This window comes from Actinomadura sp. HBU206391 (genome assembly GCF_014323665.1).
Classification (GTDB): domain Bacteria; phylum Actinomycetota; class Actinomycetes; order Streptosporangiales; family Streptosporangiaceae; genus Actinomadura_C.
Window position 1 is genome coordinate 1 of sequence record NZ_JABVEB010000058.1, and the last position, 23,605, is coordinate 23,605.

Below are 23,605 nucleotides of genomic sequence, written 5' to 3' on the forward strand. Positions count from 1 at the left end.
AGCAGCCACCAGGCCATCACGGCGAACGCGGCGCTCACGGCCGCGGCGGTGAGCAGCGCCTGCAGCACCGCGATCAGCGTGGTGACGGCGATGACGGGCTGGTGGCGGGAGGCGAAGACGGCCCGCTGCAGGCGGTCGTGGAACGCGGGGTCCTCGAAGCGCGGCAGGTCGGCGCGGACGGCGGCCCGCAGTACGAGCGCGATGACGTGGCGGTCCATCCGCACGCTCAGCATCCGCCGCCGCGCCGCCGTGACGGCGTTGAAGATCCCGCCGGCGGTACGGACGGCCACCATGACCCCCAGCCCGGTGAGCACCGGCGCGGCGTCCTGCGACCGCGTACTGAACCCGCCGGAGGTGAAACCGCCCAGCACGGATCGCAGCAGCAGGAGGCTCACGCCCAGCCCGAGGGCGCCGGCGAGCTGGACCGCGACCAGCGTCAGCAGGGAGCCGCGGTCGGCCCGCCAGCCCAGCCGCACCGCGAAGGCCGCGGAACGCCACAGGTCCGGCCGCCGGGCCCGTGCCTCGCTCTTGTCCATGGTCACCATCGCGCCATCCAGGCGCGGTGCTCGTCGGCGACGGCCCGGTGGGTCTCCCGGTAGCGGTACTCGTGTCCCTCGTACGGCAACAGGACGAGCCGGGCCCGGCCGCCCGCGGCGACGATCGCCCGGTAGAGCTCCACGGACTGCTCGGGCGGGGTGGCCGGGTTGCCGTCCTCGGCGCCGTGGACGAGCAGCACCGGCCCGCCGAGCCGATCGGCGAAGTGCAGGGCGCTGAACGCGTGGTAGATCGTCGGGTCGGTCCAGTACGGACGCTTCTCGTAATGGAATCCCATGGGCGTCAGGGTGCGGTTGTAGCAACCGCTGTGGACGACGGCGGAGACCAGGCCGGGGATGTTCGCCAGGGCGTAGAGGGCCAGGGTGGCGCCGAAACTGTGCCCGCCGACGGCGACGGGACCGTCCCAGTGCTTCCGGGCCGCCTCCACGGCACCGATGATCTGGGCGTGCAGCATGCCGAGCGTGGCGTCGGCGGGCCAGTTCAGCGGCAGGTCCAAAGTCGCGACCGGATGGTCCGCCCGGTCCAGATCGATCGGGGCCTCGCACGGGGCGTCGGCCCCGGGCGGGAAGGCACGTATCCACAGCAGGAGCAGGCGACCGGCTTCGGCGGGCGGCAGCGTGAGCGCGGCCGAACCGGCCCCCATGGGAACCGACACTGCGGGGATCGAGACGGCGGGGATCGACACTGCGGGGATCGAGACGGTGGGGATCGACACGCCGGCCCCGCCCCCGGTTCCGGTCCCGGTCGTGGCCGTCGGCTCGGCGGTGGCGTCGGGTGAACTCGGCGGTGGTGCCAGGAGGCGGGCGTACTCGCTCCCGGCCGGCAGGGGACGCGGCGTGCCCGGTGCGTCCAGGTCGACCAGGGCATCGGTCCAGCGCAGCCCCTCGTCCTCGGCGGCCCAGCGGCCATGGGTCACGAGCACGGCGTTGCCCGCGGGTGCCGGGAGCAGGCTCCGTACGAGCATGGGAGGGGTGAGCGGCCTGCCCGCATCGGCGTCCGATCTCAGGTCGGCGACGGCGAGCCTGGCTCCGGCCAGCCGTTCCAGCTCTTCCGGAGGCGGCTCGAACGAGACGACTCCCGGGCCAGCCGCCTCGAAGACCACGGGACGTCCGTCCGGCGGTCCCGTTACGGCGTCCCGATGGGGACCGGGGACCAAGAACGCAAGGCGATCATCCCCGCACCAGGCCACCGGCGGATGCCCGTAGGCGGTGAACGAGACCGCCGCCCGCAGGTGGGCGTGCACGGTGACCGTCCGGGCCCGGCGGTCGGCCGTCCACACGTGCGCGCGGCGACCCCGTACGGCCAGTCCGGCGACCAGCGGGCGCCGGGGGTGCCAGGCCAGCCGGCCCGGCAGGACACCGTCGAGGGGCAGCCGCCACTCGCCCCCGCCATCGGCGATCACGATCGAGGACGGGCGCGCCCGGCCCGGCACCAGCCCGGCCAGGTCCGGATCGATCACCAGGTCGCGCCACCGCACCGCCGCTGGGTTGTGCTCGGCGATGGACGCCAGGGCCGGTGTGCGGACGGTCGCCCATGCGGATCGATCCGGTGCCTCCTCGCGGCGTTCCCACTCAGGCGACACGGATGTCCCCGCTGCTGGGAAGGCTCCGGGCGTTCCGGATGACGATGCCGTCGACGAGCGCCTTCACCGCGCCGATGCCGGCGACGGGGGTACAGACCGGCTCGCCCGATTCGCCGACGGCCAGGGCGCACGGGACGCCCAGGCCGGACAGCGGTCCGGGCAGCTCCTCGCCGGGCCCGACCGGAACCGTGACGACGGCGTCCCGGCGGGCCGGCTCCATGGTCTCCAGGAGCTGTTTGAGCGATCGGCACGATGGGCAATCGTCGGTCGTGTAGATCCGCACCGCGATGACCTGCTGGTCGCAGCCGGCCGCGGTGGCCGCGCTCTCATCCCGGCGTGCCCGCCGGTCGAGAAGAAGCACGGCGGCCAGCGTGACGGCGGCGGCAGCGGCCGCGGTCACCGCTCGGGTGAACGGTTCGGAGCCGGGACCCGCGGCCAGGGTCACCGCCGCGACCAGCGCGGCCACCGCGTCCAGGCCGATGTGGGCGCGGCCCACCGACGCCAGGCGGGCCAGGCCGAAGCAGGCGCACCGCCTGCCGCGCAGCCCGAGAGCCGCTGCGGTCAGCGCGAGGTAGGCGAGCAGCGCGGCGAGCGCCGCCGGCCTGCCGGGGACGGCGACGATCGCCAGGGCCATGGCCGCCTCGGCACCGCCGGTCAGCCGCGGTCCCCATGGCGCGCGCAGGGGCCCGGTACGGACCGGCCAGTCGATCCCGCCTGGCGACGCGAGCAGCTTGGCCGCGCCTGCGACGATCAGCGGACCCGCCAGCGCGGCGGTCACAGCGTCGACGAGCATCGTTCAGGACCTCCGGTCGTCCAGCAGCCAGCCGGACTCGATCAGCTGCTCGGCCATCCGCCGCAGCAGCGGGAGCGGTGGGTGCTCGGCGGCCGGCGACGGCCCGTTCGCCGGCCGGGACCCCGTGGCCTCCGCGGCCGTACCCGGGGCGTCCGCGAGGAGGTGGTCGATGAGCACGGCCTCCGGTTCGCCGCACTCGGTCAGCGCCAGAGTCGTGGCGTTGACGAGGACGGCGCCGCCGTGCGGAAGCCGGGTGAGGGTCGCGCCGGGCGCGATTCTCATGGTCCACCTCGCAGCCAGCGCTCGAGCCATACCAGCCGCAGCAGCGGCAGGGCGTTGTCGGCCAGGTCGCGCCCGTCGGCCAGGACACCGGCCACCGCTCGCGGGTCGATGAGCCCCAGGTCCGCCAGCGCGCACTCGCGGCCCAGCCGGGCGATGATCTTCTTGCGCTCGCGGTGGAGGTGCGCGGCCGCCGCCTTCCTGAGCCAGTGGCCCTGCGCGGTCCGCCGCACCCCGGCGATGCCGTGCCTGCCCAGTGCCCGGTGCAGCGGCAGGTGGTTCTCGAACGTGCCGCCGTGGATCCGTCCCAGCCTGGACGGCTTGAGCGCGGCCAGGGTGGCCAGCACCAGGGGGTCCAGGGCGGGCGGCCGGAAGCCGCCGTCGCCGCGTTCCTCGATGCCCGCCGTGGCCCTGCCGAGCACCGGATCCAGGAAGTCCAGATGCTCCCGCCAGACCGCCATCGCCGCGCGGCGGGCCGGCTCGAGGGCCTCGGTGCCCTTGGAGGTCAGGCCGGGAACGGTGGCGCCGCCGGTCGGTGAGAGCGGTGCCGGAGCTCCCGCGGGCCGCACGTCCGGCGAGTGGACCACGCCCTTGCCGAGCAGCGTCCGGGCCTCGTCGAGCGTCCGCAGGGTCCCGGAGACGTGGAACGGCTCGCAGCCCAGCAGCCGCCATCCCCGTACACCCGCGTTGACCTCGGGCAGCTTCGCCGACGCCAGCTCCTTCATCAGGGCGCCGCCGGTCAGGGGGACGGCCTCGCCCACGCCCACAGCCCGGGCGAGCGCGGCCGCCAGCCTTCTCGAGACCTCCCTGTCGGGCATGGGCGGGACCGGTTCCTCGCCGGTGATGGGATGCTCGTCCAGCAGCTCGGACGGGTCGACCCGGATCCGCCTGAGGGTGAGCCCCGGGACGTCCGGGGCGGGCGTCCGGTGGACGCCGGGACCGAGATCGGCGTGGAGCAGCAGCGGGCGGTGCCCGGCCGACAGCGCGCAGGCTGCGAGGAACGCCGACCCGAGACCTCCGCTGTAGGCGATGGCGTAGTCGGTGTCGCCGAGCGCCTCGCCCACGGCCTCGACCAGCCCGCGCCGGCGTTCGCGTTGCGGGGGACCGGGCTGCCGCCTGGTCACGTTGATCCCCTGCTCGGTCACGCGTACGGCGGTGCCGAGGGGCAGCCGGTGCACGCCAGGGAGGAACGTGGCGTCCGGCGCGGGCGCGTTGCCCTGGAGCAGGCCCAGCAGCGCTCCCGGTGACGGCATAGGACGCCCGGAGGCCGGGAGGAACCCGCCGGGACCGAAGTCCCACTCCAGCCGGCCGTGGTCGACCCGGTAATAGACGGGACGGGCGTTCGGGTATTCGCGGAGGATCTCGAACGACGAAGGCGAACGCTCGATCCGTACGCCGGACGCCTCACGCGAGGCCTCCGGCGTCTCCGGGTCGACGCAGCGCACCCCGCGGCCGGTGACCGTCTGGACCAGCCCTGGCTTGTGCGTCATCACGCCACCGACCGGTGAATCTCGATGTACTCGTCCTTGACCGGCAGGGAGGTGCTCACCACGTCATCGCCGTGCTGCACCCAGGCGAAGTAGCCCGCCGGGGGCCTGGACGGGGCCAGCTCGCGGCCCAGATGGAACGACGCGGGGATCCCCAGACGGCGCAGCCCCGCGGTGAGGAACACCGAGTCGTCCACCGGGTCGAGAAACCCCACGGTCAGCCGCTGGGCGATCCGCAGCAGGGCCACGGCGGCCCGCGTTCTCCGCGCTTTTCGGGCCCGGCCTCCGCTGCGCGATTCGGGCCATGTTTCCAGTCGATAGAAGCCGTCGGCCCCCTTGGCGTTCGCCAGGAATTCGCGTGCCTCGCGCGCAGCCGTCAGCACCTTTATCGCAAGCAGCATTTGATGCCCCAATAAGATTCGAAGGACCCGACGCCCGGCGGCGGCGAACTCGCCTCCGCCACCGGGCGGCGGTGCCTTGGCTAGGCCGGCTCGCAGAGCCACCAGTTGCAGAGCAGACCCCAGCAGCAGTCCGCATCGAAGAAGCACTGCTTGTTCTTCTCAAGGCACTCGGCCACCGTGGTGGGCTCCGCGTGCAGGTGCTGCTGCAGGCCGTCGCCGGCCATGCGCTCGACAATCGAGGTCGTGGCCACAACTCTCTCCTTTCGCCATTTGCGGATAAGGCCTCGCCGGGTCGTATCCGCCGTTTTCTTCGAACATCCAGAACGCTAGGGACCGGCGGCGGTCCGCGGCAAGATCTGCGCGCCGTCCCGCTTTATCCCGTTCTGTCCCGAGCATTCGGACATCCCCGCACCAGGACGACACAGAACTGGCCTCTGGCGAAATGGCCCGGAGAAGAAATCGGGCGCCGGCCGTCAGCGCTCGCCCCGCACACCGCACCCGCCCCGCACACCGCGCTCGCCCCGCACACCGCTCTCGCCCTGCCCACCGCTCTCGCCCCGCACACCGCTCTCGCTCTGCTCCAGCGCGAAGAGCCGGACCAGCTCGGAAACGCGGTAACACCCCGGCGTGCGGCTCTCCACGAGACCGGCGTCCACCAGCCGTTCGAGCGCCCGGTCGGCGGTGTCCTCGGGCACCTCCAGCAGCACGGCGTCCTCCGGGAGCCGTATCTCCCCGGCCGGCAGGTCCGCGAGGCGGCCGAGCACGCGCGCCGCCAGCCGGGCCGGCTCGTCATCGCTCCCGGCCACGTCCTCGAAGCTGACGGCCAGGCTGGCCCGTACGTCCATGTCGTCCACCCGGAACTCGTCGAGGCGGCGCCGCTCGTCGGCCAGCCGCCGGGTCAGGACCCGCACCGGCCACTCGGGGCGGGCGGCCAGCCGTGCCGCGGCAATCCGCAGCCCCAGCGGGAGGTGCCCGCACAGATCCGCCAGCGTCCGTACGGCCTCCGGCTCGGCCCGGACGCGCTCCGCCCCGAGGTTGCGCTCCAGCACCTCCTCAGCCTCGGCATGCGACAGCGGGTCGAGCCGGACGTGGCGGGAGCCGTCCAGCGAGGTCAGCGACATCCTGGAGGTGAGGATCACCGCGCTCGGCCCGCAGCACGGCACCAGCGGGCGGACCTGTGCGGCGGAGGCGACATCGTCCAGCAGGACGAGCAGGCGACGGCCGGACAGCGCCGTCCGCAGCCGCCCCGTGGCCTCCCCGGCGTCCGCGGGCGCCTGCGGCCAGGCGATCCCCAGGCTCCGCAGCAGAACGCCCGCGATCTCCGCGGGGGCCGGCGGCTCGGCGCCCGGGGTCGTACCACGCAGGTTGACGTAGAGCTGCCCGTCGGGGAACAGATGGGCGGCCCGGTGGGCGGCACGGACGCCCACCGCGGACTTGCCGGCCCCCGCCGGCCCGCTGATCACGGTGACCGGCGTGCCGGCCAGCATCCCGGCCACCTGGTCGAGTTCGCGGTCGCGGCCCACCAGGACGGGCGGAGCGAGCGGCAACTGATGGGGCGCGGAGCCGTCCCGTACGGGAGCCTGCTCCGCCGCCTGCACCCACGTCCGCTCCCCCGCCGGTTCGGCCGCCGCGAGGCGGACGGCCAGCCGCCTGCGGGCGCGTGCCCACGGAGCCGGGTCGAGGCCGCAGGCACGCACCAGGGCCTCCACGAACTCCTGGCGCGGCAGCGCGTCCCGCCGGAGGGTCGAGGCGAGGGTGCTGCGCGGCAGATGGTCCCCGAGCCTCCTGCTACGCGTCTCCAGGTCGCGAAAGGTGAGTCCGGTCCATTCCCTGAGCTGGCGGAGCCGGACCATGAACTCCTCCGGCGTCCCGGCCTGCTCCGGCGACGGCCGGTCCCCCGGCGGTGCGGCCGGGAGACCGGCGCCGGGATCCCCGTCGCGCGTATTCACTTCGTCCCCGAGAACAGCTCTATTGATCATGAAGGGTCGGCCCCCGTCCTTTCGCCGGCCTCACCTGAGTCCCCTCAGGCCATCGAAAGCGGGTTCCGCATGTACGAACCAGCGGTCGGACGGAAGTGCACGGAATCGGACGGTCTGAATACGGGCCTCCTGAGGGCCGACACGGCGAGCACAAGAGGTCACGCCTCCGGCAGGGGCCTCCGGCTCTGGGAAGCTCGACCCTCGCGATGACGGTCGTTGGCGCTCGGGGTGGAAGCCTGATCATGTATCGGCCATATGCTGCGATCGAACCGACCAGACCGGCACACCGGCTCATTCCGACCGTCCCTTCCCAGCACCCGAGATCAGGAGGAACAGCATGGTCAGCGAGAACGCCGCCAGGCTCGCGGTGCTCATCGATGCGGACAACGCGCAGCCTTCGATCACCGAGGGGCTGTTGGCCGAGGTCGCAAAGTACGGCACCGCCCACGTCAAGCGCGCTTACGGCGACTGGACCGGAACGAGCCTCAGAGGCTGGAAGGACTACCTGCTGGCACAGTCCATCCAGCCGATCCAGCAGTTCGCCTACACCAGCGGGAAGAACGCCACCGACGCGGCGATGGTGATCGACGCGATGGACCTGCTGTACTCAGCGCGCTTCGACGGCTTCTGCATCGTCTCCAGCGACAGCGACTTCACCCGCCTGGCCGCGCGAATCCGTGAATCCGGTCTCACCGTGTACGGGTTCGGCGAACGAAAGACTCCCAAGCCCTTCGTCGCGGCGTGCGACAAGTTCATTTACATCGAGAACCTCACCTTCGCGCACAGCGCCGCCACACCCACTGACGCGGTGCCCAAGCCGACCCCGCGCACCCCGGCCGCGAAACTCAAGGGCGACACCGCACTGATGAACCAGCTTCGTAACGCGGTGGAGGCGGCCTCCGACGATGACGGTTGGGCCGCCCTCGCAAGCGTCGGCCACATCATCACCAAACAGCACCCGGACTTCGATTCCCGCAACTACGGCTACGCCAAGCTCAGCGATCTGATGGCCGCGACGACGCAGTTCGAGGTCGACCGCCGCAGCCCTGGCGAGGGAAAAGCGGGGATCATCTACGCTCGCGACAAGCGCCAGGACAGAAAGCACAAGGCCGCCGCCCCGGCGAATCCATGACCCAAAGCCCCACCGACCGGCGATCAGCCGGCGCGATGACCGAGGACGTCTTCGAGGGTCACCCTCGTACCCGCCGACTTAAGATCAGCGGATGTCCTGGCCGCCATCACGAGCACGTCGAGTGCTGCGATGGTCGCGTCGGCTGGTAGCGGTCGTCGTCAGCGTCTGCGCGTTGGTGGGTGCCGTCCGGCTGATCGCGCCCGCCACCTCGGGTACGACCGGTGAGCCTCCCGGAGTCCGGCGGCAGTTGACGTTCCTGCGCGCGGCGCTGGACGGTCTGAGCTGGGTCGAGCTCGGGATGCGCGAGGCTTGATCCGCGTACCGGCCTGCTCCCGCCGCGCGGTTGACCCGCGACGACCTCGTCTCGGCCTCATCGTCTCGATCTACGGATCGGCCGAGCGCGGGTGAGTCAGGCGGCGTAGTTACGGACCACGCGAAGCGCGTCGGCGGCGTGCGGGCCCTCGGCGGTGAGGCTGGTCTGCTCGGGCGTGAGGCGGCGGGCGCCGACCCGGCAGAACTCCGAGGCCGGGCCGGTGATCCGTGCCGGGGCGGCCGGGTCGCCGAAGGTCCAGCGGGTTCCGTCCGGCGCGGTGAGATCGCAGAAGACCGGAGCGTCCGCGAGTCCGGCGACGGCGAAGGCATAGGGGAGCGTGCGGTGGGCGAGCCAGGCCACATGGCGGAGCCGGTCGGTGTCGGCGTAGGAAATGCCCAGCGGGACGGTGATGTCCTGGGCGTGTGCCCAATGCTCGGCGAGCCTGGTCGTGGCCAGTGTGCGCGGAGAGATCGGAGCCCTCACCCAGGAAAGGCGCGTACCCGCGGGATAGGCGCGCAGCGCGTCGGCAGTGGCGAAGGCGGCCGTGCGCCAGCGCACCAGCAGGTCGGCCGCCGGCATCCCGCGCTCGGCGGCCACCATCTCGTCGGCCAGTCCGTCCACGGTCGCCTCGGCAGCGGACTCGTCAGCGGAGAGAAGGACCTTCCCCTCCCCGATGGACGGATCGGCGATCACTTCTTCGGTCTGGGTGAGGTGCAGGACGACATCGGAGACGGTCCAGCCCTCGGCTCCGGAGGGTCGGGACCACTGATCCTGGGTCAGGGCCGCCAACACCGCATCAAGCTGGCGATATTCCGCCGCCAGATCATCGAAGATATCCGTCATCGCACCACCATACCGAATCACGTTCGGTATGGGGGTGGACATCGACCCGGTGTACCGCGGTGCGGCACCGTTGCCGCCGGTCATGCGATCGCCGGTGGCACCCGCGGACTTCGCCCCGCCAACCGAGGCGCCGGCGGGCGATCAGCCATGGTCACCGCCACGAAGCGACATTGCCCTCGTCCCTTAAAGGGGGTCGGCAATTCGGCTGCCAACCGTATGTACAGCCGAGCGTTCGGCATATTTGCGTCTTAAGTATCACCCATCCGATCTTGCTTCAAAGAGACGGCCTTCGGTCATGCGTGGCTGGACCCAAGAGTCCAGCAGGCATTAGGTCTGCAATAGGCCCACGGACCTTAGTTTCGGCACCTCTTTTCGATACCTTCCACGAATGGATCAGGTAGGGAACACGGATCGAATAGCGAAAACGCGGAGGAGGGATCGCGATCGCGGTGAGGGATCGGTCTCAAATATCGCTGTAGTGCTCCTCATCGGTGGCGTTGTCGCTGCCCTGACGCCGGTAATAGGCGGGAACGTGACGGCTGGAATAGAGGCCTCGATATGTCGCGTCGCCAGGACCGACTGTGCGCCTTCGGCCGCACCCCCACAGGCCGCACGACCAGGGGCCGCACCGCTACACGCCGCACCGCTACACGCCGCACCACTACACGCCGCACCACTACACGCCGCACCACGACGCACCCCTCCACCACAACCGCGTTACCACAGGGCTCACCCACCACCGACGCAGGTGATCCTCCTGTCCCATCCCCCTCCACCCCCACCCGCAGATCACAAAACGCCTGGAATCCAGATGACCCCACACCTTCACTCTGCGAGGCAGGAGAGGCATCTGACATTGAGACCTGCAACAAGGAATTCGCCGCGATACTGACGCTTCTCATGCAGACTTCTACGGGATCAAGCGCTCTCTGGAGCCTCGAGCACGAGGGCTGGAAGGTACAGTACGATCCGCGGGGTGGCAGGGTGGAACTGAACGCCAGCACGAAGCGAGTAAAGATCGGCCCGGACCTATCTCCAGAGCAAAGCGCTTTCGAAATCATCGTGGAACAGCACAGGGAACAGTCCAAGCGAACACATCTTACCGATAAGGAATACACGAGACTCAGCCGCGAAGCGAATCTGCCATCAGAATATACTATGACGACTACTACGAGGATAGCGACCAAAAGGCGCATCTTCGATATTCTGATGGGCTTAATGCTCTAGAGGAAAAGGTTTGAAATGACTCGAACACCCTCAAGAAATATGACATGGAATGGGAGCGCATGAAGGAGGAGCGTAGGAAGAACTGCCATTTCTTCAGATGGCTGTGGGAAGGCTGCTGAAGACCAGCACCGGATCGAGGCCCTGGTCGGCAGGGGTTCTGGCGGCTCCCGGTACCGTTCCGTCCATGGTTCAAAGCAACGGAGTCCAGGTCACCGGGGAGGCCGAGGCGGCGATCGAGGCGTTCCTGGCCGACCGGCCGGACGGTTCTCGCCGAGTGACCCTGCGCCCGGTCGCCGGCGGCGACCAGAGCGAGTTCCTCGACCTGGTCGCCCGCAGTACCGATCTGCACCGGCCGTGGATGTCCCTGCCCGCCACACCGCAGGCATTCCAGGCTCACCTCGCGCGCTATGGCGGGCCGGCCGAAGAGTCCTTGTTGATCTGCCTGCGCGACACCGGCGCCATCGCCGGTCTGGTCAACATCAGCAGCATCATCCGCGGACGCTTCCAGAATGGCTCGCTCGCCTACGCCGCCTTCGCGCCCACCGCCGGCCAGGGCTACATGTCCGAAGGCCTCGGCCTGATCATTCACTATGCCTTCGAGCGGCTTCGTCTGCACCGGCTGGAAGCTCAGATCCAGCCCGGCAACAGTGCCTCCCTGAAGCTGGTCGAACGGCTCGGCTTCCGCCAAGAGGGCTACTCGCCGGACCTGCTGTTCATCGACGGCGCCTGGCGGGACCACGAACGCTGGGCCATCACCAGCAGCATGATCGACATCCCGCCTACAGATCCTCACCCGACCCTGCCGGAGCGCTGAGATACGGGCCAGGTGAGATGCGGGCCAGGCCCAGGCGAGATACGGGGCTAGGCATTGGACGGCGTGATCCGACGGTCGAGGGCCAAGCGCTGGGCGGCGGTGAGCCGGTCGAGGCTGGCATCAACGGTGTAGGCGCCGGGCTCGGTGCGCAGGAGGGCGACCGGACCGGTGATGTCCGGGTGCTGTTCGGCGTCGTGTAGAGCGCCGGCGACGCGGTCCGGGGGCCAGTCCAACGCGGTGGCCAGCCGCTCCACGGTGACCGGCGTGCCGGCGTGGACGAGCGCGGCGAGCACGGTCAGTGCGTCGTCGACGGCCTCGGCGGGTGGGGCCACCGGGCATGTCATCGGCGAGGCGCGCGAAAAGCCGCCCCATGTGATGCAGCCGGGCTCCGGCGGGTGTCGTGACGTCGAAGAGCTCGACTCCCTCCTGTGCGACATCCGCCCACATCACGTGCCTGCGAGCATCCGTCGTCCACGCCCGGATCCAGACGTCGTCGTCGACATCGGCGCGGTCCTGGGGTCGGTGTTCACCAGCGCGCGCAGCCAAGGACTGATCCAGCTACCGGTCCTGGGCATGATCGCGATCTCCGGAATCTTCTACCCGATCACCTCGATGCCGGAGTGGCTGCAATGGGTCGCGCAGGCGTCCCCGATCTACTGGCTCGGCCTGGGCATGCGGTCGGCCCTGCTGCCGGACGCCGCGGTCGGCATCGAGATGGGCCGGTCCTGGCGTCACCTGGAGACCGCCGGACTGCTGGGGACCTGGGCCGTGCTCGGCATGGTCTTGGCGCCGATCGTCCTGCGCCGGATGGCGCGGCGGGAGTCGGGGTCGCGCGTGGCCGAGCGCCGTGAGAAGGCCCTGCAGCGGATCGGGTGAGTACCGGGGCTTCGACGTCTGTCAGGTCATCGGACCAGCGGTTTCGACAGATGTTCGAAGACATGGGCCGCAACGATCATTACCGTTCGACTGCCCAGCAATCGCGGCTCCTACCGCCTGTTACGGCCAACGGGAAGGAGGACGCGGTAGTTCCCGCGAGTCACCCCCTTTACTCAGAGCACGTCGGCACCCAGGTACATGGGTCCGATCTCGGGGTCTTAGCTCGATCCGCAAGGGAGACGTCAGCCCGGCTCGCCGATGTCCGCAGAGCCGGTGTTCGCTCGTCTGCCCTTGAGCGTTCAGGAGTACGCATTGAGAATGAAATCGCTTGCGGCTGGTCTGGCCGCAATCGCGGCGGCGGTAACACTGCAGCTGCCGAGCATGGCGTCGGCGTCCGCCGACTCGCACAGGCCGCCCTCCCCCAAGCCGCCACAGGGCGGCCCTGTCCTGGACGACGTCCACAACGTCCCCACGACCGCGGTCGCCGGTGACGTCACCTTCGTCGACAACGTCAAGGGTGTCAGCGGCTACGCGGCGCTGAACTTCATCAACTACAAGAAGTACGGCTACGACTTCATGTTCGCCAACGGCACCGGTGGCCTGGCGATCTGGTCGCTCAAGGACCGTAAGCACCCGGCTCTCGTCGGGAAGGTCACGGCCGCCGAACTTCGCCGGCCCGGCGACACGCAGGACCGGTTCTGGGAGGGCGAGAACCTGACCGTCGACCCGAAGCGCAAGCTGGTCTTCATGACCCGTGACCCTCGCGGCTTCGGCGGGACTCTCACCACCGGTCAGTCCGGTTTCTACATCATCGACGTGAACGACCCCTGGAAGCCGAAGATCGTCAACTTCCAGTCCGTTCCCGCAGGCCACACGGCCACCTGCATCAACGACTGCAAGTACCTGTGGTCGGTCGGACCGTACAACACGGGCACCCCGGGCAACGAGATCCCAGCCAACTGGCACGGCGTACCGGTGTGGGTCACCGACATCCGTGACATCAAGCACCCGTACACGTTCAAGCAGGCCGTCGACCTCAACCGGTTCGACCAGCTCACCGACTACGTGCACAGCGTGGACGTGGACAAGAACGGTGTCGCGTGGACCTCCGGCGCCGGCGGCGTCCGGGGCTACTGGACCCAGGGCCGCCACTATGACCCGGTCGCGAAGCGCAAGCGCGTCGCGACGGCGTACGACCCCGTGCCGTACGCCGGTGGCACCGTCGTGGACCCCGAGCCGGTGTCCTACTTCGATCACAACGCCTACCACAACACCGAGAAGCTCGGCGGGTACGACAAGGGCGAGCTGCTCTACATCACCGAAGAGGACATCCGTACCTGCTCGGACGCCGGCGAGCTCATGATCGCCTCGACCAAGGGCAGTTACAACGGCGAGAGCTGGAAGTCCACGCCGGAGAAGCCGTTCCGGCTCGACCTCGTCAGCAGCTGGACGCCCTGGGGCCAAGAGGGCTCGAGCACGACCGGTAGCTGCTCCGCGCACTGGTTCACGGTGAACGGCAACATCATCGCGCAGGCGTGGTACGGCCAGGGCACGCGTTTCATCGACGTGTCCAACCCGAAGAAGCCGAAGCAGGTCGGCTACTTCCGCGTCCCCGCCGGCGAGGGCGTGACCGCCGGGTCGGCCTCGGCCACCTACTGGCACAACGGCTACGTCTACGTCGCCGACTACAACCGTGGCGTCGACGTACTGCGGTACGACGGCAAGCTGGCCGGCAAGCCCGACAAGAAGATCTGCTGGAACTCCTGCGACAAGTGAGATCACCAATGATCACTCGTCGACGTGAAACGCCGGCGGTGAACTCCGGGCAGGCGGTGCGTGCGACGGCGATGGGTGTGGCTCTGCTCACCCTCGCCGCCGTCACGGCCGCCTGCTCGGCGGTACGCCAGGCCGGGGCCACGCAGGGAGCCAAGGTCGCGGAGCACCTCGCCGGGCTCTCCGGCTTCTCGACCTTCATGGGTCAGCTACGCTTCGCCGACGATCACTCCATGGCCTACGACGACCACGTCATCGCCATCGCGCGCAATGGCGTGTTCTCCCTGGTCAGCAAGCTGCGCACAGATTGATGCACGTATTGACCGACAAGTTTCACCCGGCAAGGCGCAGCGACCACCGCGGACCGGCCCTTCGGATCCTGCTCATCGCGGCGTTCGTCGTGAGCGGTCTCGCCGTCGAGCTGACCTTCGGCGCGATGTTCCGCCCCGCCTACGCCCATGCCGAGCTCCTCGAGTCCTCTCCCGTCGACAACGCGGTCGCCGACTCGCCCCCGCGGCAGGCGTGGCTTCGGTTCAACGAAGCGGTGACGCTGACTCCACAGTCGATCCAGTTGCTCGACTCCAGCGGCGACAGGGTAGAGATCGGTGCTCCCGAGCACGCGGCCGGCAAGGCGAACACCGCCGCGGCGGCGCTGCCCGCCGGCCTGCGCAGGGGCACCTACACCGTCGCGTGGCGGGTCCTGTCCGCGGATTCGCACGTCATCTCCGGAGCCTTCCGGTTCAGCGTCGGCGAGCCGAGCGTCTCGGTCGCCTCCACCGAACGGGGAACCGGCGCGGTGACGCCCACCGTGCACGCCGTCGGACGGGGCTTGGCCTTCCTGGGCCTGGCGCTCGCGCTCGGCGGCGCCGTCCTGCTCGGCGTGGTCTGGCCCGCCGGCGTACGGGAACGCCGCGGTCGGCTCATCGTCTGGGCGGGCTTCGCCGCGCTCGGCCTCGGGACCGTCGTGGTGTTCCTCGCCCAGGGCCCGTACACAACCGGCGAGGCGCTGACCACGGTGTTCGACCCCGGTGTGCTGCGCCTGACCTTCGGCACGCGGATCGGCCAGGCGCTGCTGGCGCGTCTCGAGATCGCGTTCGCGCTGGCCGTCGTCTTCGCGATCGTCGTCCGGCGGCGAGGCCGCGGTGACACCGGCGCCGGCGCCGCCGCCCGTGGAACACCGGTGCCGGCGGCCGTTCTCGTCGTGGGGGCGATGTGCTGTGTCGCGCTGGTGTCGACCTGGCCGCTGACCGACCACGCGCACATCGGCCCGCAGGCATGGCTGGCAGTGCCGGTCACCGGCCTGCACCTGCTCGCGATATCACTGTGGCTTGGCGGCCTGGTCACACTCACGGCATGTGTCGTCGGCCCGGCCGCCGGCCGCTCCGAGCGCGTGCCCCTTCTCGAACCGGCGCTCCCCCGGTTCTCGGGCCTCGCGCAGGTCTGCTTCACGGTCATCGCGGCGACCGGCCTGTACCTGTCATGGCGGCAGGTCGGAACGCTCGGCGCCCTTGTCGGCACCGAGTACGGGCGGCTCCTTCTGGTGAAGTTCGGCGTCGTCCTCGTCATCGTGGCGCTCGCCGCGCAGGGCCGGCGGTTCGTCCGGCGCCACGGGCGCCGGTCAGGCGAGACCGTGCCCGCCGCGGCGCTGCGCCGCCTGCGCCGCTCGGTGGCGGCCGAGGTGATACTCGGGGTCGGGGCTCTGTCCTTGACCACGGTGCTGGTCAACACCGCTCCCGCTCGCACCGCCTACGCGCCGCCGGTACGGGCGAAGGTCGCCATTCCGGCCACGGCGAGAACGAATACCGGCCTGGACGGCGGTCGCGTCGAAGTCGAGCTGACACCTGCGAAGCAGGGACCGAATGTCGCCGACATCTACCTCGTGGCCAAGGACGACTCGCTGGTCAACGTTCCCGAGATCTCCGGCCGGCTGGAATCCGGAGACAAGAACATCGGCTCCCTGCCGGTGAAGTTGTCCGCGGCGGAACCCGGCCACTATGTCGCGAGCGCGATCTCCATCCCCTATCCGGGTCCGTGGACTCTGCGGCTGGACATTCGAACCTCTGAGTTCAATGAGGTACCCGTGCACTTCTCATTCACAGCGCGCTGAAAGGATACGGACAGATGGGGCTCGCGCGTCTTCATGGCAAGAGGAAACGGCGTGTCGGACTCATGGCGGCGGCCACCGCTGCGGCCTTGGCGTCCGCCGTCCTGGCCGGCTGCGGCGACGATTCCGGCAAGAAACTCACCCACCCGCCGTACACCGTGAACTCCGTCCAGCTCGGGTTCGCCACCGCCAAGGACATCGGCAAGGGGGCGGTGCAGTTCAAGGACTCCGACCATGGTTCACATGTGATCTACACCCCGCCGAGCAGCGTGCCGACCTGCCCCTACGTCCAGCGCGCCGACGACACCACGGTGCAGGTACAACCGGCCGTCGAGTTGGTGGGCGGCAATCCCACCGGCCGCTTCATCGTCGGGCCGACGAACCCGCAGCGGTCCACGCTGCCCGTCGTCACGCAGGGCGCGGTGGTCTTCACGACGGACGCACTGGCCGACCAGGGGATGAAGACCGTACTGGCCGAGGCGGCCAAGTGCCCCGGTTCCTTCACCGTCATCGGCGGGCCGCCGGTCGTCGTCGGCGACTACAAGGTCAACCGCCGCTCGTTCGAATCCGCAGGATGGACGGGCTTCGCGCAGCAGTTGGCGCACACCTCACCGCCGGACCTCAACACGGGAACCTACGACGATCTCGTCACCATCGTCGCGCACAAGTCGAACGCCGTCATCTACCTCGGTTACGCCCAGATTCACAAGATGGGCAAACGCGCCGATTCCAAGGAAAAAATCGAAAAGCTGATGAAGGTCACCCTTGACCGGCTCGGCTGATCAAGACCATTTGACGACCAGTGGAGAAACACATGTGGCGGCATTCCATTCGAGGCGCGGTAATCGCAGCCGGGGCGACGCTTCTCATCGGGCTCGGGGCGGCGGTCGCCTCGGCACACGTGACGGTCGCGCCTGACACGGCGACACAGGGCGCCTATGCCGCGCTGATCTTTCGGGTCCCGAACGAACGCGACGACGCGAATACCGTCAAGGTCGACGTGCAGTTGCCGCCCGAACTACCGGTGGCGTCCGTTCGCGTCAAGCCGCACCCCGGCTGGTCGTACGAGCTCAAGAAGACCAAGCCCGCCACGCCGATCGAGGCACACGGCGCCAAGGTGACCGAGGCGGTCAGCGAGATCATCTGGACCGCGACGGACCCGAAGGCGGGCATCCGGCCGGACGAGTACGACGAGTTCGCCGTGAGCGCCGGACCACTGCCGAAGGCCGATGCCATGGTCTTCAAGACGCTGCAGCACTACAGCGACGGCGAGGTGGTGCGCTGGATCCAGGAGCCGCAGAGTGGCGGCGCCGAGCCGGAGCGACCCGCTCCGGTGCTCAAGCTCCTGCCGCCGTCGCAGGCCGGCGCCGGGCGGCCCGTGAGCCTGCCGATCGGGAACTCCGGCGACGACGCACGCTCAGATGCCGGCTCTCCGGCCGCTCACTGGGCCATGGGGCTGTCCGGGGCCGCGCTGGTCATCGCGCTCGGGTGCGCCGCGATGGTGATCCGCAGATCTCGCCAGTGATCACGAACGCCGGCGCGGCCGCCGGTCGGCCGGGGCCCTGCTTCTGATCGCCGGCTCCTCAGTCACTGGCTCCTCAATCGTCGTCGCCCGGCCAGGTGCCGGTGGCCCTGTGCACGCCTACGGCACCGGCCCGCGCCACGGCGGCTTTCACCACTCCGTACACCGCGCCCTGCATGCCCGCCGCGATCAGCACCTCGCCCCATGACCGGTGCTTGTCAGTGGCGTCGGGGGCGTCGTCCTCCCCTGCCGCCAATCTCCAGACCTGCTTGAACGCCATCCCGGCCAGCAGGCCGCCGAGCATCCCAGTGCCCAGCGTGATCGCTCTGTATGCGAGCTTGTCCATCAGTCCTCCAGGTTCGGCCTTGCTCTCGCACAGGCTGAGCCCCCAGTGCCCTGCCGAAAGGCCCCTAAACCCGGACCGCATCTCACTAAAGGCCGCGGGCGTCGCGACAGCGGACAGGAGCCCGTTGAGTTGCGGCGTGTCGTTGGAGCGCTGTGCTCAGCACCAACGACACGCCGCAAGTCAACGATGCGAGATCCGGTGCCGGCTAGAAGCCGGCAGTGATGCGGGTGAAGTCCCAGTTGTTCTGCGACGTGCCGCTGCAGCTCTCGGACACTCCCCCGCCGGGGCAGGGACGGTCACGATTCACCGACCAGAAGGCCAGGCGGGTGAGGCCCCGTGACCTCGCCCAGTCGCGGATCTGGGTCCAGGTCGCCGTCGTGGTGAGTTCGCTCTGGTCGGACAGGCCGTTCATGCCGGAGATGCCCATGTGCGCGTAAGCCTGGGCGTCGCTCCAGCCCCAGGCGTTCTTGAGCGCGTTCTTCAGCCCTTCGGACGCGTTGACGGTGTTCTGGTACATGTTCGCGCCACCGCCGAAGTTGAACGGCATGATCGTGTAGTTGTCGATGGGCACGTTCAGGGCCCTCGACTGGTTGATGAGCCGGATGCCGTCGCCGCTGGGGCCGCCGGTGCCGGTGCCGAAGGTGACGGCGATCTTGACGTTCGGGTTGTTCTGCTTGACGATCTTGAGTCCGCCGAGGATGCGATCCTGCACCGTGTAGTTCCCGAACTCGTCGGAGTTCTCGATGTCGAAATCGACCACCGCCGGGCCCACCGCGTTGATGACCTGCTGAACGGCGCCGGCGAACGCGGAGGCCGACGAGCAGTTCGGGCCGAGCTTGTTGCCCGACCAGCCGCCGAACGAGACCTGGACGCTGCCGCCCGCGGACTTGATGGACGAGATCGTCTGGGCGTCGACGCCGCCGGCCAGCGGCCGCTGGCCGTCCCACATCGGGTTGCAGCCGCCGCCGGACAGGATGAACGCCATGGTGAACGACCTGACGCCGGTGGAACTCATCACCGAGGTGGCGCTGGGCGGGCTGCCCCAGCCCATGTAGAGGTACGGGGCACCGGCCATCTTGCCCGGTGCGGGCGGCGGGGTTCCGCCGCCGCTGGGCAGCGTCCATTTCTGGTTGGCGGCGCCGGTGCAGTCCCAGATCTGCAGGGCGGTGCCGTCGGCCGAGCTGGGACCGGTGGCGTCGAGGCACTTGCCGAGTGCGCGCAGGCTGCCGTCGGAGGCGGCGGTCCACGACTGGGCCGTCGTGCCGTTGCAGTCGTAGATCTGCACCTTGGTGCCGTTGGCGCTGGAGGCGGCCGCGACGTCGAGGCACTTGCCGAGCCCGCGGATGGTGCCGTCGGTGCCCACCGTCCACTGCTGTGCGGTGGTGCCGTTACAGGAGTAGAGCTGGACCTTGGTGCCGTTGGCGCTGGAGGCCGCGGCGATGTCGACGCACTTGCCGCCATAGCCGGCGATCTGGCCGGTGGCGGCCCAGGCGGGGGCGAGCCCGGTGGCGATGAGGGGCAGGGACGTCACGAGCGCGCCCAAGAGCAGACGGAGGCGGAGACGGGAGATGCGTTCCTGATTCATGGCGGGGGTCCTCACAGGAGGTCAGGAATTCAGCTGTAGAGGCGGAATGCGCAGTTCATACCTCCTTTCGCCCGCCCTTCGGTCAGGGATCAACGGCCGCGATGAACGGCGCGCGCCGAACTGACAGGAAGGTTTCTTAAATATTGCTGACCAATCTAACGCGGAGAATCAACTGCGCGTCAAGAGCGCGCGGGCACCCTCTTCGCCGTCCGCCGTCGTGTTGCGCCCGAAGCGCCGGGACTCTTAGTGTGAACTGAACGTTCAGTTCACTTAGGAGGAATTCATGTCCACCGGAATACGGCCCGCGGACGCGTCGGGGACTTTCACCATCGGCGGCGACCTGACGGTCAACCGCCTCGGCTACGGCACGATGCAACTCACCGGGCCCGGCGTCTGGGGCGATCCACGCGACCCGGACGAGGCCGTGCGGGTCTTGCGCCGTACGGTCGAACTCGGCGTCACGTTCATCGACACGGCCGACGCCTATGGCCCTTTCACGGCCGATCTGCTGCTCAGGAAGGCCCTGCACCCCTACCCCGATGACCTCGTCATCGCCACCAAGGCGGGTTTCGCCCGCACCGGGCCGGGTGGATGGGTGCCGATCGGCCGCCCTGAATACCTTCGTCAGCAGGTGGAGCTGAGCCTGCGCCATCTGGGCCTGGAGCGCATTGACCTGCTCCAGCTGCACCGGATCGACCCGAAGGTCCCGGTCGAAGACCAGGTGGGCGAGCTGGCCGCCCTGCGGCAGGAGGGCAAGATCCGGCACATCGGTCTGAGCGAGGTCACCGTCGACGAGGTCGAGGAGGCCCGCCGCACCGCGCCGATCGTCTCCGTGCAGAACCTGTTCAACCTGGCCAAGCGCGACGCCGAGCCGCTGCTCGACCACGCGGAGGCGAACGGGCTCGCCTTCATCCCGTGGTTCCCGCTAGCGACCGGTGAGCTCACCAAGCCGGGCGGCCCGTTGGCCGGAATCGCCGAGGAGCACGGCGCCACCCCGTCACAGCTCGCGCTGGCCTGGCTGCTCAAGCGCTCCCCGGCGATGTTGCCCATCCCCGGCACGTCGACCGTGTCGCATCTCGAGGAGAACGTCGCCGCGGCCGCCATCGAGCTCGGCGACGACGAGTTCGCGGCGCTGACCCGCGCCGTCGGCTGATGTGCGTGGCCGTCTCGACCGACCGCGACGATGTCGCCGCGCGCTGAGCAGGGTGGGCGGGACCGGCCCAGGCCGGCCCCGCCCGCCCACCCGCGCAGCGTTCGCGCCTGCGACGCCGCACTGTCGGCGGCCCAGGATCTGCTCGACGAGGGCGGGCTGCCCACCGCCACCGTCGACGCCATCAGCGCCCGCTCGGGGGTCAGCAAGGCGACCATCTACAAGCACTGGCCCTCCCGGACCGCCGTAGCGGCCGAGGCCTTCGGCCGCCGGATGGCCGAAGCGATCCCGCTCCCCGACACGGGCTCTGCCGTCTCGGACCTCCGCGAGCAGGTCCGCCGGGTCAGCGCGTTCTATACCGGCCGCACCGGTGCCGTGTTCGCGCAGCTCCTCGCCGCGTGCGTCACCGACCCCGAGGCGACGCCGTACTTCCGCGAGTACTTCCTCGACGCCCGAAGGGCCGCGATCGCCGAGCTGTGGCGGCGTGCCGTCGACAGCGGCGACGCGGACGGCTCCGTCGATGCCGGTACGGCCACCGACCTGCTCTTCGGGCCACTGGTCTTCCGGCTGCTGGCCGGTCACGCGCCGCTGTCCGAACCGGAGGCGGACGCCCTCTCGGCCGCCGCTCTGCACGGTCTGCTCGCCGGGCCTCGCCCCTGACCGAGCGGCGCGGCGGGAATGCCGCCCCTCTCAAGGCCGGCGCGGCTCGGCGCTGTGCGAGGCTCGGGAACTGAGACACCTGCGGGGACATCTGGCGTGGAACATCTGGCGTGGGACGGCGAGTGTGCGATGTCGAGCGTGGGACATCGACGGTGAGATATCGAGCGGAAAGGCAGCGGATGGTCGATCGTCGGCTCTCGTTCGGCGCTTCGGCCGAGCTCTACGACCGGGTGCGGCCGGGTTATCCCGCCGCCGCGGTCGAGTGGGCGTTGCGGCCGCTCGGGACGGGGCGATGGCGGGTCGTCGACCTCGGGGCGGGGACCGGTCTGCTGACCCGGGTGGCGATCGACGCGGGCCACGAGGTCGTCCCGGTGGAGCCGGATCCGAGAATGCGCGACCGGCTGATCACCACGCTCGGGGTCGCGGCGGCGCCGGGCCGTGCCGAAGATATCCCGCTGCCAGGCACGAGCGCGGACGCGGTCGTCGCGGGCACCGCCTTCCACTGGTTCGAGGCGGACCGGGCCCTGCCCGAGATCGCCAGAGTGCTGCGCCCGGGCGGGGTGTTCGCGGCCCTGACGCACGGGCCCACCGGCGACGACTGGACCGTCCAGTACTTCCGGCTGCTCCACGGCTGGAAGGCGGTCCGGGAGCACACGCCTCTGTCGTTCGGGCCGTTGTTCACCGAGGTCGAGACCACGGCGTTCCCCTACACGATCACGCAGACGCCCGAGGGGCTGGCCGACCTCGCCTCGTCGTACTCCTACTTCATCACCGCGACTCCCGAGGAGCGCCGGCGGATCCTCGACGAGCTGGACATGCTCCGCCGCGGCCATCCCGAGCTCGCCGGGCGCGAGACGTTCGAGATGCCCTACACCGTGCACGTCGCGCGGGCGGTCAGGAGATCGGCCTGACTCACGCGAGGAACCCGCGGAGCAGTGCTCCCGTGCCCTCCAGATGTTCGGCCACCGCGCGCCGGGCCGCGTCCGGATCACCCGCCGGGATGGCCTCGGCGATGGCCGCGTGCTGACCGGCGGCGTGCTCGATGGTGCGCTGGAGCACCGGGATGGCGTCGAGCAGGTCGGTGACGCGCTTCCGCGCGTCTGCGCAGGCGGCCGAGAGCAGCTCCGAGAGCGCGCCGACCGGGCCTTCGCGTCGTGGCGCTCGGTCACCCCCGGTGACCGCGCCGGGCTGCTGCGCTCCTTCGCCGAACAGGTCGACGCCCACCTCGACGAACTGGCCGAGCTCGAGGTCGTCAACGCCGGGCATCCGGTGGGCCAGGCGCGCTGGGAGGCGGGCAACCTGCCCGGTCTGCCCGAGGGCGTGCTGCAGGTGCTGCCGGGGGCGGGGCCAGTGGCGGGCGACCGGCTCGTACGGCATCCGGCGGTCCGAAAGATCGTCTTCACCGGGTCGACGTGGGTCGGGAAGAGCATCGTGGCGGCCTGCGCGCCCGACGTGAAGCGGCTCACGCTGCAGCTGGCGGCAAGAGCGCCAACATCGTCTTCGCCGACGCCGACCTGGAGAAGGCCGCCTCGACGGCGCCGTACGCCGTCTTCGTCAACGTCGGCCAGGACTGCTGCGCCCGCTCGCGGATCCTCGTCCAGCGCTCCGTCCCCGACCGGTTCATGGAGTTGCTCGAACCCGCGGTCAAGGCGGTCGTGGTCGGCGACCCGCGCGACCCCAAGACCGAGGTCGGCCCGCTGATCAGCGCCGCGCACCGGGACCGCATGGCGGCGTACGTCCCGGTGACGCACCGGTGGCCTTCCGCGGTTCCGCCCCGGACGGGCCGGGTTTCTGGTTCCCGTCGACCGTCCTCGCCACCGAGGACCCCGCGTCGGTGCCGGCCTGGCACGACGAGGTCTTCGGGCCGGTGGTGACGGTGGCGCCGTTCGACGACGAGGCCGACGCGATCCGGATCGCCAACGACACCCCGTACGGCCTGTCCGGTTCGCTGTGGACCCGCGACCTGAGCCGCGGCCTGCGGGTCGCGCGTGCCGTCGAGGCCGGGAACCTGTCGGTGAACTCGCACTCGTCGGTGCGCTACTCGACCCCGTTCGGCGGGTTCAAGCAGTCCGGGCTCGGCCCCGACGCGCTCGACGCCTTCACCGAGACCAAGAACGTCTTCATCGCCACATAGCCCCCTCCCCGCCGTGATCATGCAGTTGTTCGCGCACCACCGGGAACAAC

The 23,605-nt window shown here is 70.0% G+C and carries 26 protein-coding genes and 1 pseudogene; 14 read left to right on the top strand and 13 right to left on the bottom strand.

The window, feature by feature from the left end; translation table 11 throughout:
- The 8 genes from HKK72_RS18795 to HKK72_RS18830 form a co-directional block, all read right to left on the bottom strand.
- A partial coding sequence (locus tag HKK72_RS18795) for a hypothetical protein (RefSeq protein ID WP_222720875.1) occupies positions 1-536 on the bottom strand: 536 nt, incomplete at its 3' end.
- A gap of 2 nt (positions 537-538) precedes the next feature.
- Positions 539-2,137 carry an alpha/beta hydrolase family protein gene (locus HKK72_RS42230; RefSeq protein WP_187235691.1) on the bottom strand — a complete coding sequence of 533 codons (1,599 nt, stop codon included), beginning with the start codon at positions 2,135-2,137 and terminating at the stop codon, positions 539-541.
- Positions 2,127-2,930 (bottom strand): hypothetical protein, encoded by an 804-nt coding sequence (locus HKK72_RS18805; RefSeq protein ID WP_187235692.1) that lies wholly within the window; start codon positions 2,928-2,930, stop codon positions 2,127-2,129. The genes HKK72_RS42230 and HKK72_RS18805 overlap by 11 nt, the downstream gene beginning before the upstream one ends.
- 3 nt (positions 2,931-2,933) lie before the next feature.
- Positions 2,934-3,212: an actinodefensin-associated protein B gene (gene adfB, locus HKK72_RS18810; protein ID WP_187235693.1), complete on the bottom strand. Its 279-nt coding sequence runs from the start codon at positions 3,210-3,212 to the stop codon at positions 2,934-2,936.
- On the bottom strand, positions 3,209-4,699 hold the full coding sequence (locus HKK72_RS18815) for a hypothetical protein (RefSeq protein WP_187235694.1): 1,491 nt from the start codon (positions 4,697-4,699) through the stop codon (positions 3,209-3,211). Before HKK72_RS18815 ends, adfB begins: the two co-directional genes overlap by 4 nt.
- The gene (locus HKK72_RS18820; RefSeq protein WP_222720876.1) at positions 4,699-5,097 is read right to left on the bottom strand and encodes a lasso peptide biosynthesis protein; all 399 of its coding nucleotides are present in this window, start codon (positions 5,095-5,097) and stop codon (positions 4,699-4,701) included. The genes HKK72_RS18815 and HKK72_RS18820 overlap by 1 nt, the downstream gene beginning before the upstream one ends.
- Before the next feature lie 80 nt (positions 5,098-5,177).
- On the bottom strand, positions 5,178-5,348 hold the full coding sequence (locus HKK72_RS18825; RefSeq protein ID WP_187235695.1) for a hypothetical protein: 171 nt from the start codon (positions 5,346-5,348) through the stop codon (positions 5,178-5,180).
- Between the two features lie 222 nt (positions 5,349-5,570).
- Complete coding sequence (locus HKK72_RS18830; RefSeq protein ID WP_187235696.1) at positions 5,571-7,046, bottom strand: helix-turn-helix domain-containing protein; 1,476 nt, start codon at positions 7,044-7,046, stop codon at positions 5,571-5,573.
- Between the two features lie 397 nt (positions 7,047-7,443).
- Between HKK72_RS18830 and HKK72_RS18835 the strand changes: the two genes are divergently transcribed.
- Entirely contained in the window at positions 7,444-8,208 is a 765-nt protein-coding gene (locus tag HKK72_RS18835) for an NYN domain-containing protein (protein WP_315987329.1), read from the top strand.
- Between the two features lie 91 nt (positions 8,209-8,299).
- On the top strand, positions 8,300-8,521 hold the full coding sequence (locus HKK72_RS18840; RefSeq protein WP_187235698.1) for a hypothetical protein: 222 nt from the start codon (positions 8,300-8,302) through the stop codon (positions 8,519-8,521).
- A 96-nt stretch (positions 8,522-8,617) separates the two neighbouring features.
- Here HKK72_RS18840 and HKK72_RS18845 read toward each other — a convergent pair whose 3' ends face one another.
- Complete coding sequence (locus HKK72_RS18845; RefSeq protein ID WP_187235699.1) at positions 8,618-9,364, bottom strand: maleylpyruvate isomerase family mycothiol-dependent enzyme; 747 nt, start codon at positions 9,362-9,364, stop codon at positions 8,618-8,620.
- A 1,411-nt stretch (positions 9,365-10,775) separates the two neighbouring features.
- On the opposite strand from HKK72_RS18845, the gene HKK72_RS18850 reads away from it, so the two are divergent.
- Positions 10,776-11,405 (top strand): GNAT family N-acetyltransferase, encoded by a 630-nt coding sequence (locus HKK72_RS18850; RefSeq protein WP_187235700.1) that lies wholly within the window; start codon positions 10,776-10,778, stop codon positions 11,403-11,405.
- A gap of 47 nt (positions 11,406-11,452) precedes the next feature.
- On the opposite strand, the gene HKK72_RS41105 is transcribed toward HKK72_RS18850, so the two are convergent.
- Entirely contained in the window at positions 11,453-11,737 is a 285-nt protein-coding gene (locus HKK72_RS41105; RefSeq protein ID WP_261986961.1) for a hypothetical protein, read from the bottom strand.
- 118 nt (positions 11,738-11,855) lie between these two features.
- On the opposite strand from HKK72_RS41105, the gene HKK72_RS18855 reads away from it, so the two are divergent.
- The 6 genes from HKK72_RS18855 (at position 11,856) to HKK72_RS18880 (ending at position 17,683) form a co-directional block, all read left to right on the top strand.
- A complete protein-coding gene (locus tag HKK72_RS18855; protein WP_315987330.1) occupies positions 11,856-12,281 on the top strand; it encodes an ABC transporter permease in 426 nt (141 codons plus the stop codon).
- Positions 12,282-12,599: 318 nt separating this feature from the next.
- On the top strand, positions 12,600-14,057 hold the full coding sequence (locus HKK72_RS18860; protein WP_187235701.1) for an LVIVD repeat-containing protein: 1,458 nt from the start codon (positions 12,600-12,602) through the stop codon (positions 14,055-14,057).
- 8 nt (positions 14,058-14,065) lie between these two features.
- Complete coding sequence (locus tag HKK72_RS18865; protein WP_187235702.1) at positions 14,066-14,365, top strand: hypothetical protein; 300 nt, start codon at positions 14,066-14,068, stop codon at positions 14,363-14,365.
- 8 nt (positions 14,366-14,373) lie between these two features.
- Positions 14,374-16,161 carry a copper resistance CopC/CopD family protein gene (locus tag HKK72_RS18870; RefSeq protein ID WP_187235703.1) on the top strand — a complete coding sequence of 596 codons (1,788 nt, stop codon included), beginning with the start codon at positions 14,374-14,376 and terminating at the stop codon, positions 16,159-16,161.
- A gap of 14 nt (positions 16,162-16,175) precedes the next feature.
- The gene (locus tag HKK72_RS18875) at positions 16,176-16,940 is read left to right on the top strand and encodes a hypothetical protein (RefSeq protein WP_187235704.1); all 765 of its coding nucleotides are present in this window, start codon (positions 16,176-16,178) and stop codon (positions 16,938-16,940) included.
- A gap of 119 nt (positions 16,941-17,059) precedes the next feature.
- On the top strand, positions 17,060-17,683 hold the full coding sequence (locus HKK72_RS18880; RefSeq protein WP_222720877.1) for a YcnI family protein: 624 nt from the start codon (positions 17,060-17,062) through the stop codon (positions 17,681-17,683).
- A gap of 73 nt (positions 17,684-17,756) precedes the next feature.
- On the opposite strand, the gene HKK72_RS18885 is transcribed toward HKK72_RS18880, so the two are convergent.
- Both HKK72_RS18885 and HKK72_RS18890 read right to left on the bottom strand, forming a co-directional pair.
- A complete protein-coding gene (locus HKK72_RS18885) occupies positions 17,757-18,026 on the bottom strand; it encodes a DUF4235 domain-containing protein (RefSeq protein ID WP_187235706.1) in 270 nt (89 codons plus the stop codon).
- Positions 18,027-18,231: 205 nt separating this feature from the next.
- A complete protein-coding gene (locus HKK72_RS18890; RefSeq protein ID WP_187235707.1) occupies positions 18,232-19,611 on the bottom strand; it encodes a chitinase in 1,380 nt (459 codons plus the stop codon).
- A 283-nt stretch (positions 19,612-19,894) separates the two neighbouring features.
- Here HKK72_RS18890 and HKK72_RS18895 point away from each other — a divergent pair, with 283 nt between their 5' ends.
- From HKK72_RS18895 to HKK72_RS18905, 3 genes are all read left to right on the top strand, one after another.
- Positions 19,895-20,764, top strand: coding sequence for an aldo/keto reductase (locus tag HKK72_RS18895; protein WP_187235708.1), 870 nt, complete (start codon positions 19,895-19,897; stop codon positions 20,762-20,764).
- 30 nt (positions 20,765-20,794) lie between these two features.
- On the top strand, positions 20,795-21,421 hold the full coding sequence (locus tag HKK72_RS18900; RefSeq protein ID WP_187235709.1) for a TetR/AcrR family transcriptional regulator: 627 nt from the start codon (positions 20,795-20,797) through the stop codon (positions 21,419-21,421).
- A 179-nt stretch (positions 21,422-21,600) separates the two neighbouring features.
- Entirely contained in the window at positions 21,601-22,332 is a 732-nt protein-coding gene (locus HKK72_RS18905; RefSeq protein ID WP_187235710.1) for a class I SAM-dependent methyltransferase, read from the top strand.
- A gap of 1 nt (position 22,333) precedes the next feature.
- Here the strand turns inward: HKK72_RS18905 and HKK72_RS41110 are convergent, their stop codons facing one another.
- Positions 22,334-22,543, bottom strand: a complete 210-nt coding sequence (locus HKK72_RS41110; RefSeq protein ID WP_410050319.1) for an FCD domain-containing protein — start codon at positions 22,541-22,543, stop codon at positions 22,334-22,336.
- On the opposite strand from HKK72_RS41110, the pseudogene HKK72_RS42790 reads away from it, so the two are divergent.
- Positions 22,457-23,100 (top strand): annotated as a pseudogene (locus tag HKK72_RS42790) (aldehyde dehydrogenase family protein); the annotation flags it as partial. The gene HKK72_RS41110 and the pseudogene HKK72_RS42790 overlap by 87 nt on opposite strands.
- Positions 23,101-23,174: 74 nt before the next feature.
- Complete coding sequence (locus tag HKK72_RS42795; RefSeq protein ID WP_410050318.1) at positions 23,175-23,555, top strand: aldehyde dehydrogenase family protein; 381 nt, start codon at positions 23,175-23,177, stop codon at positions 23,553-23,555.
- The last annotated feature ends 50 nt before the right edge of the window (positions 23,556-23,605 follow it).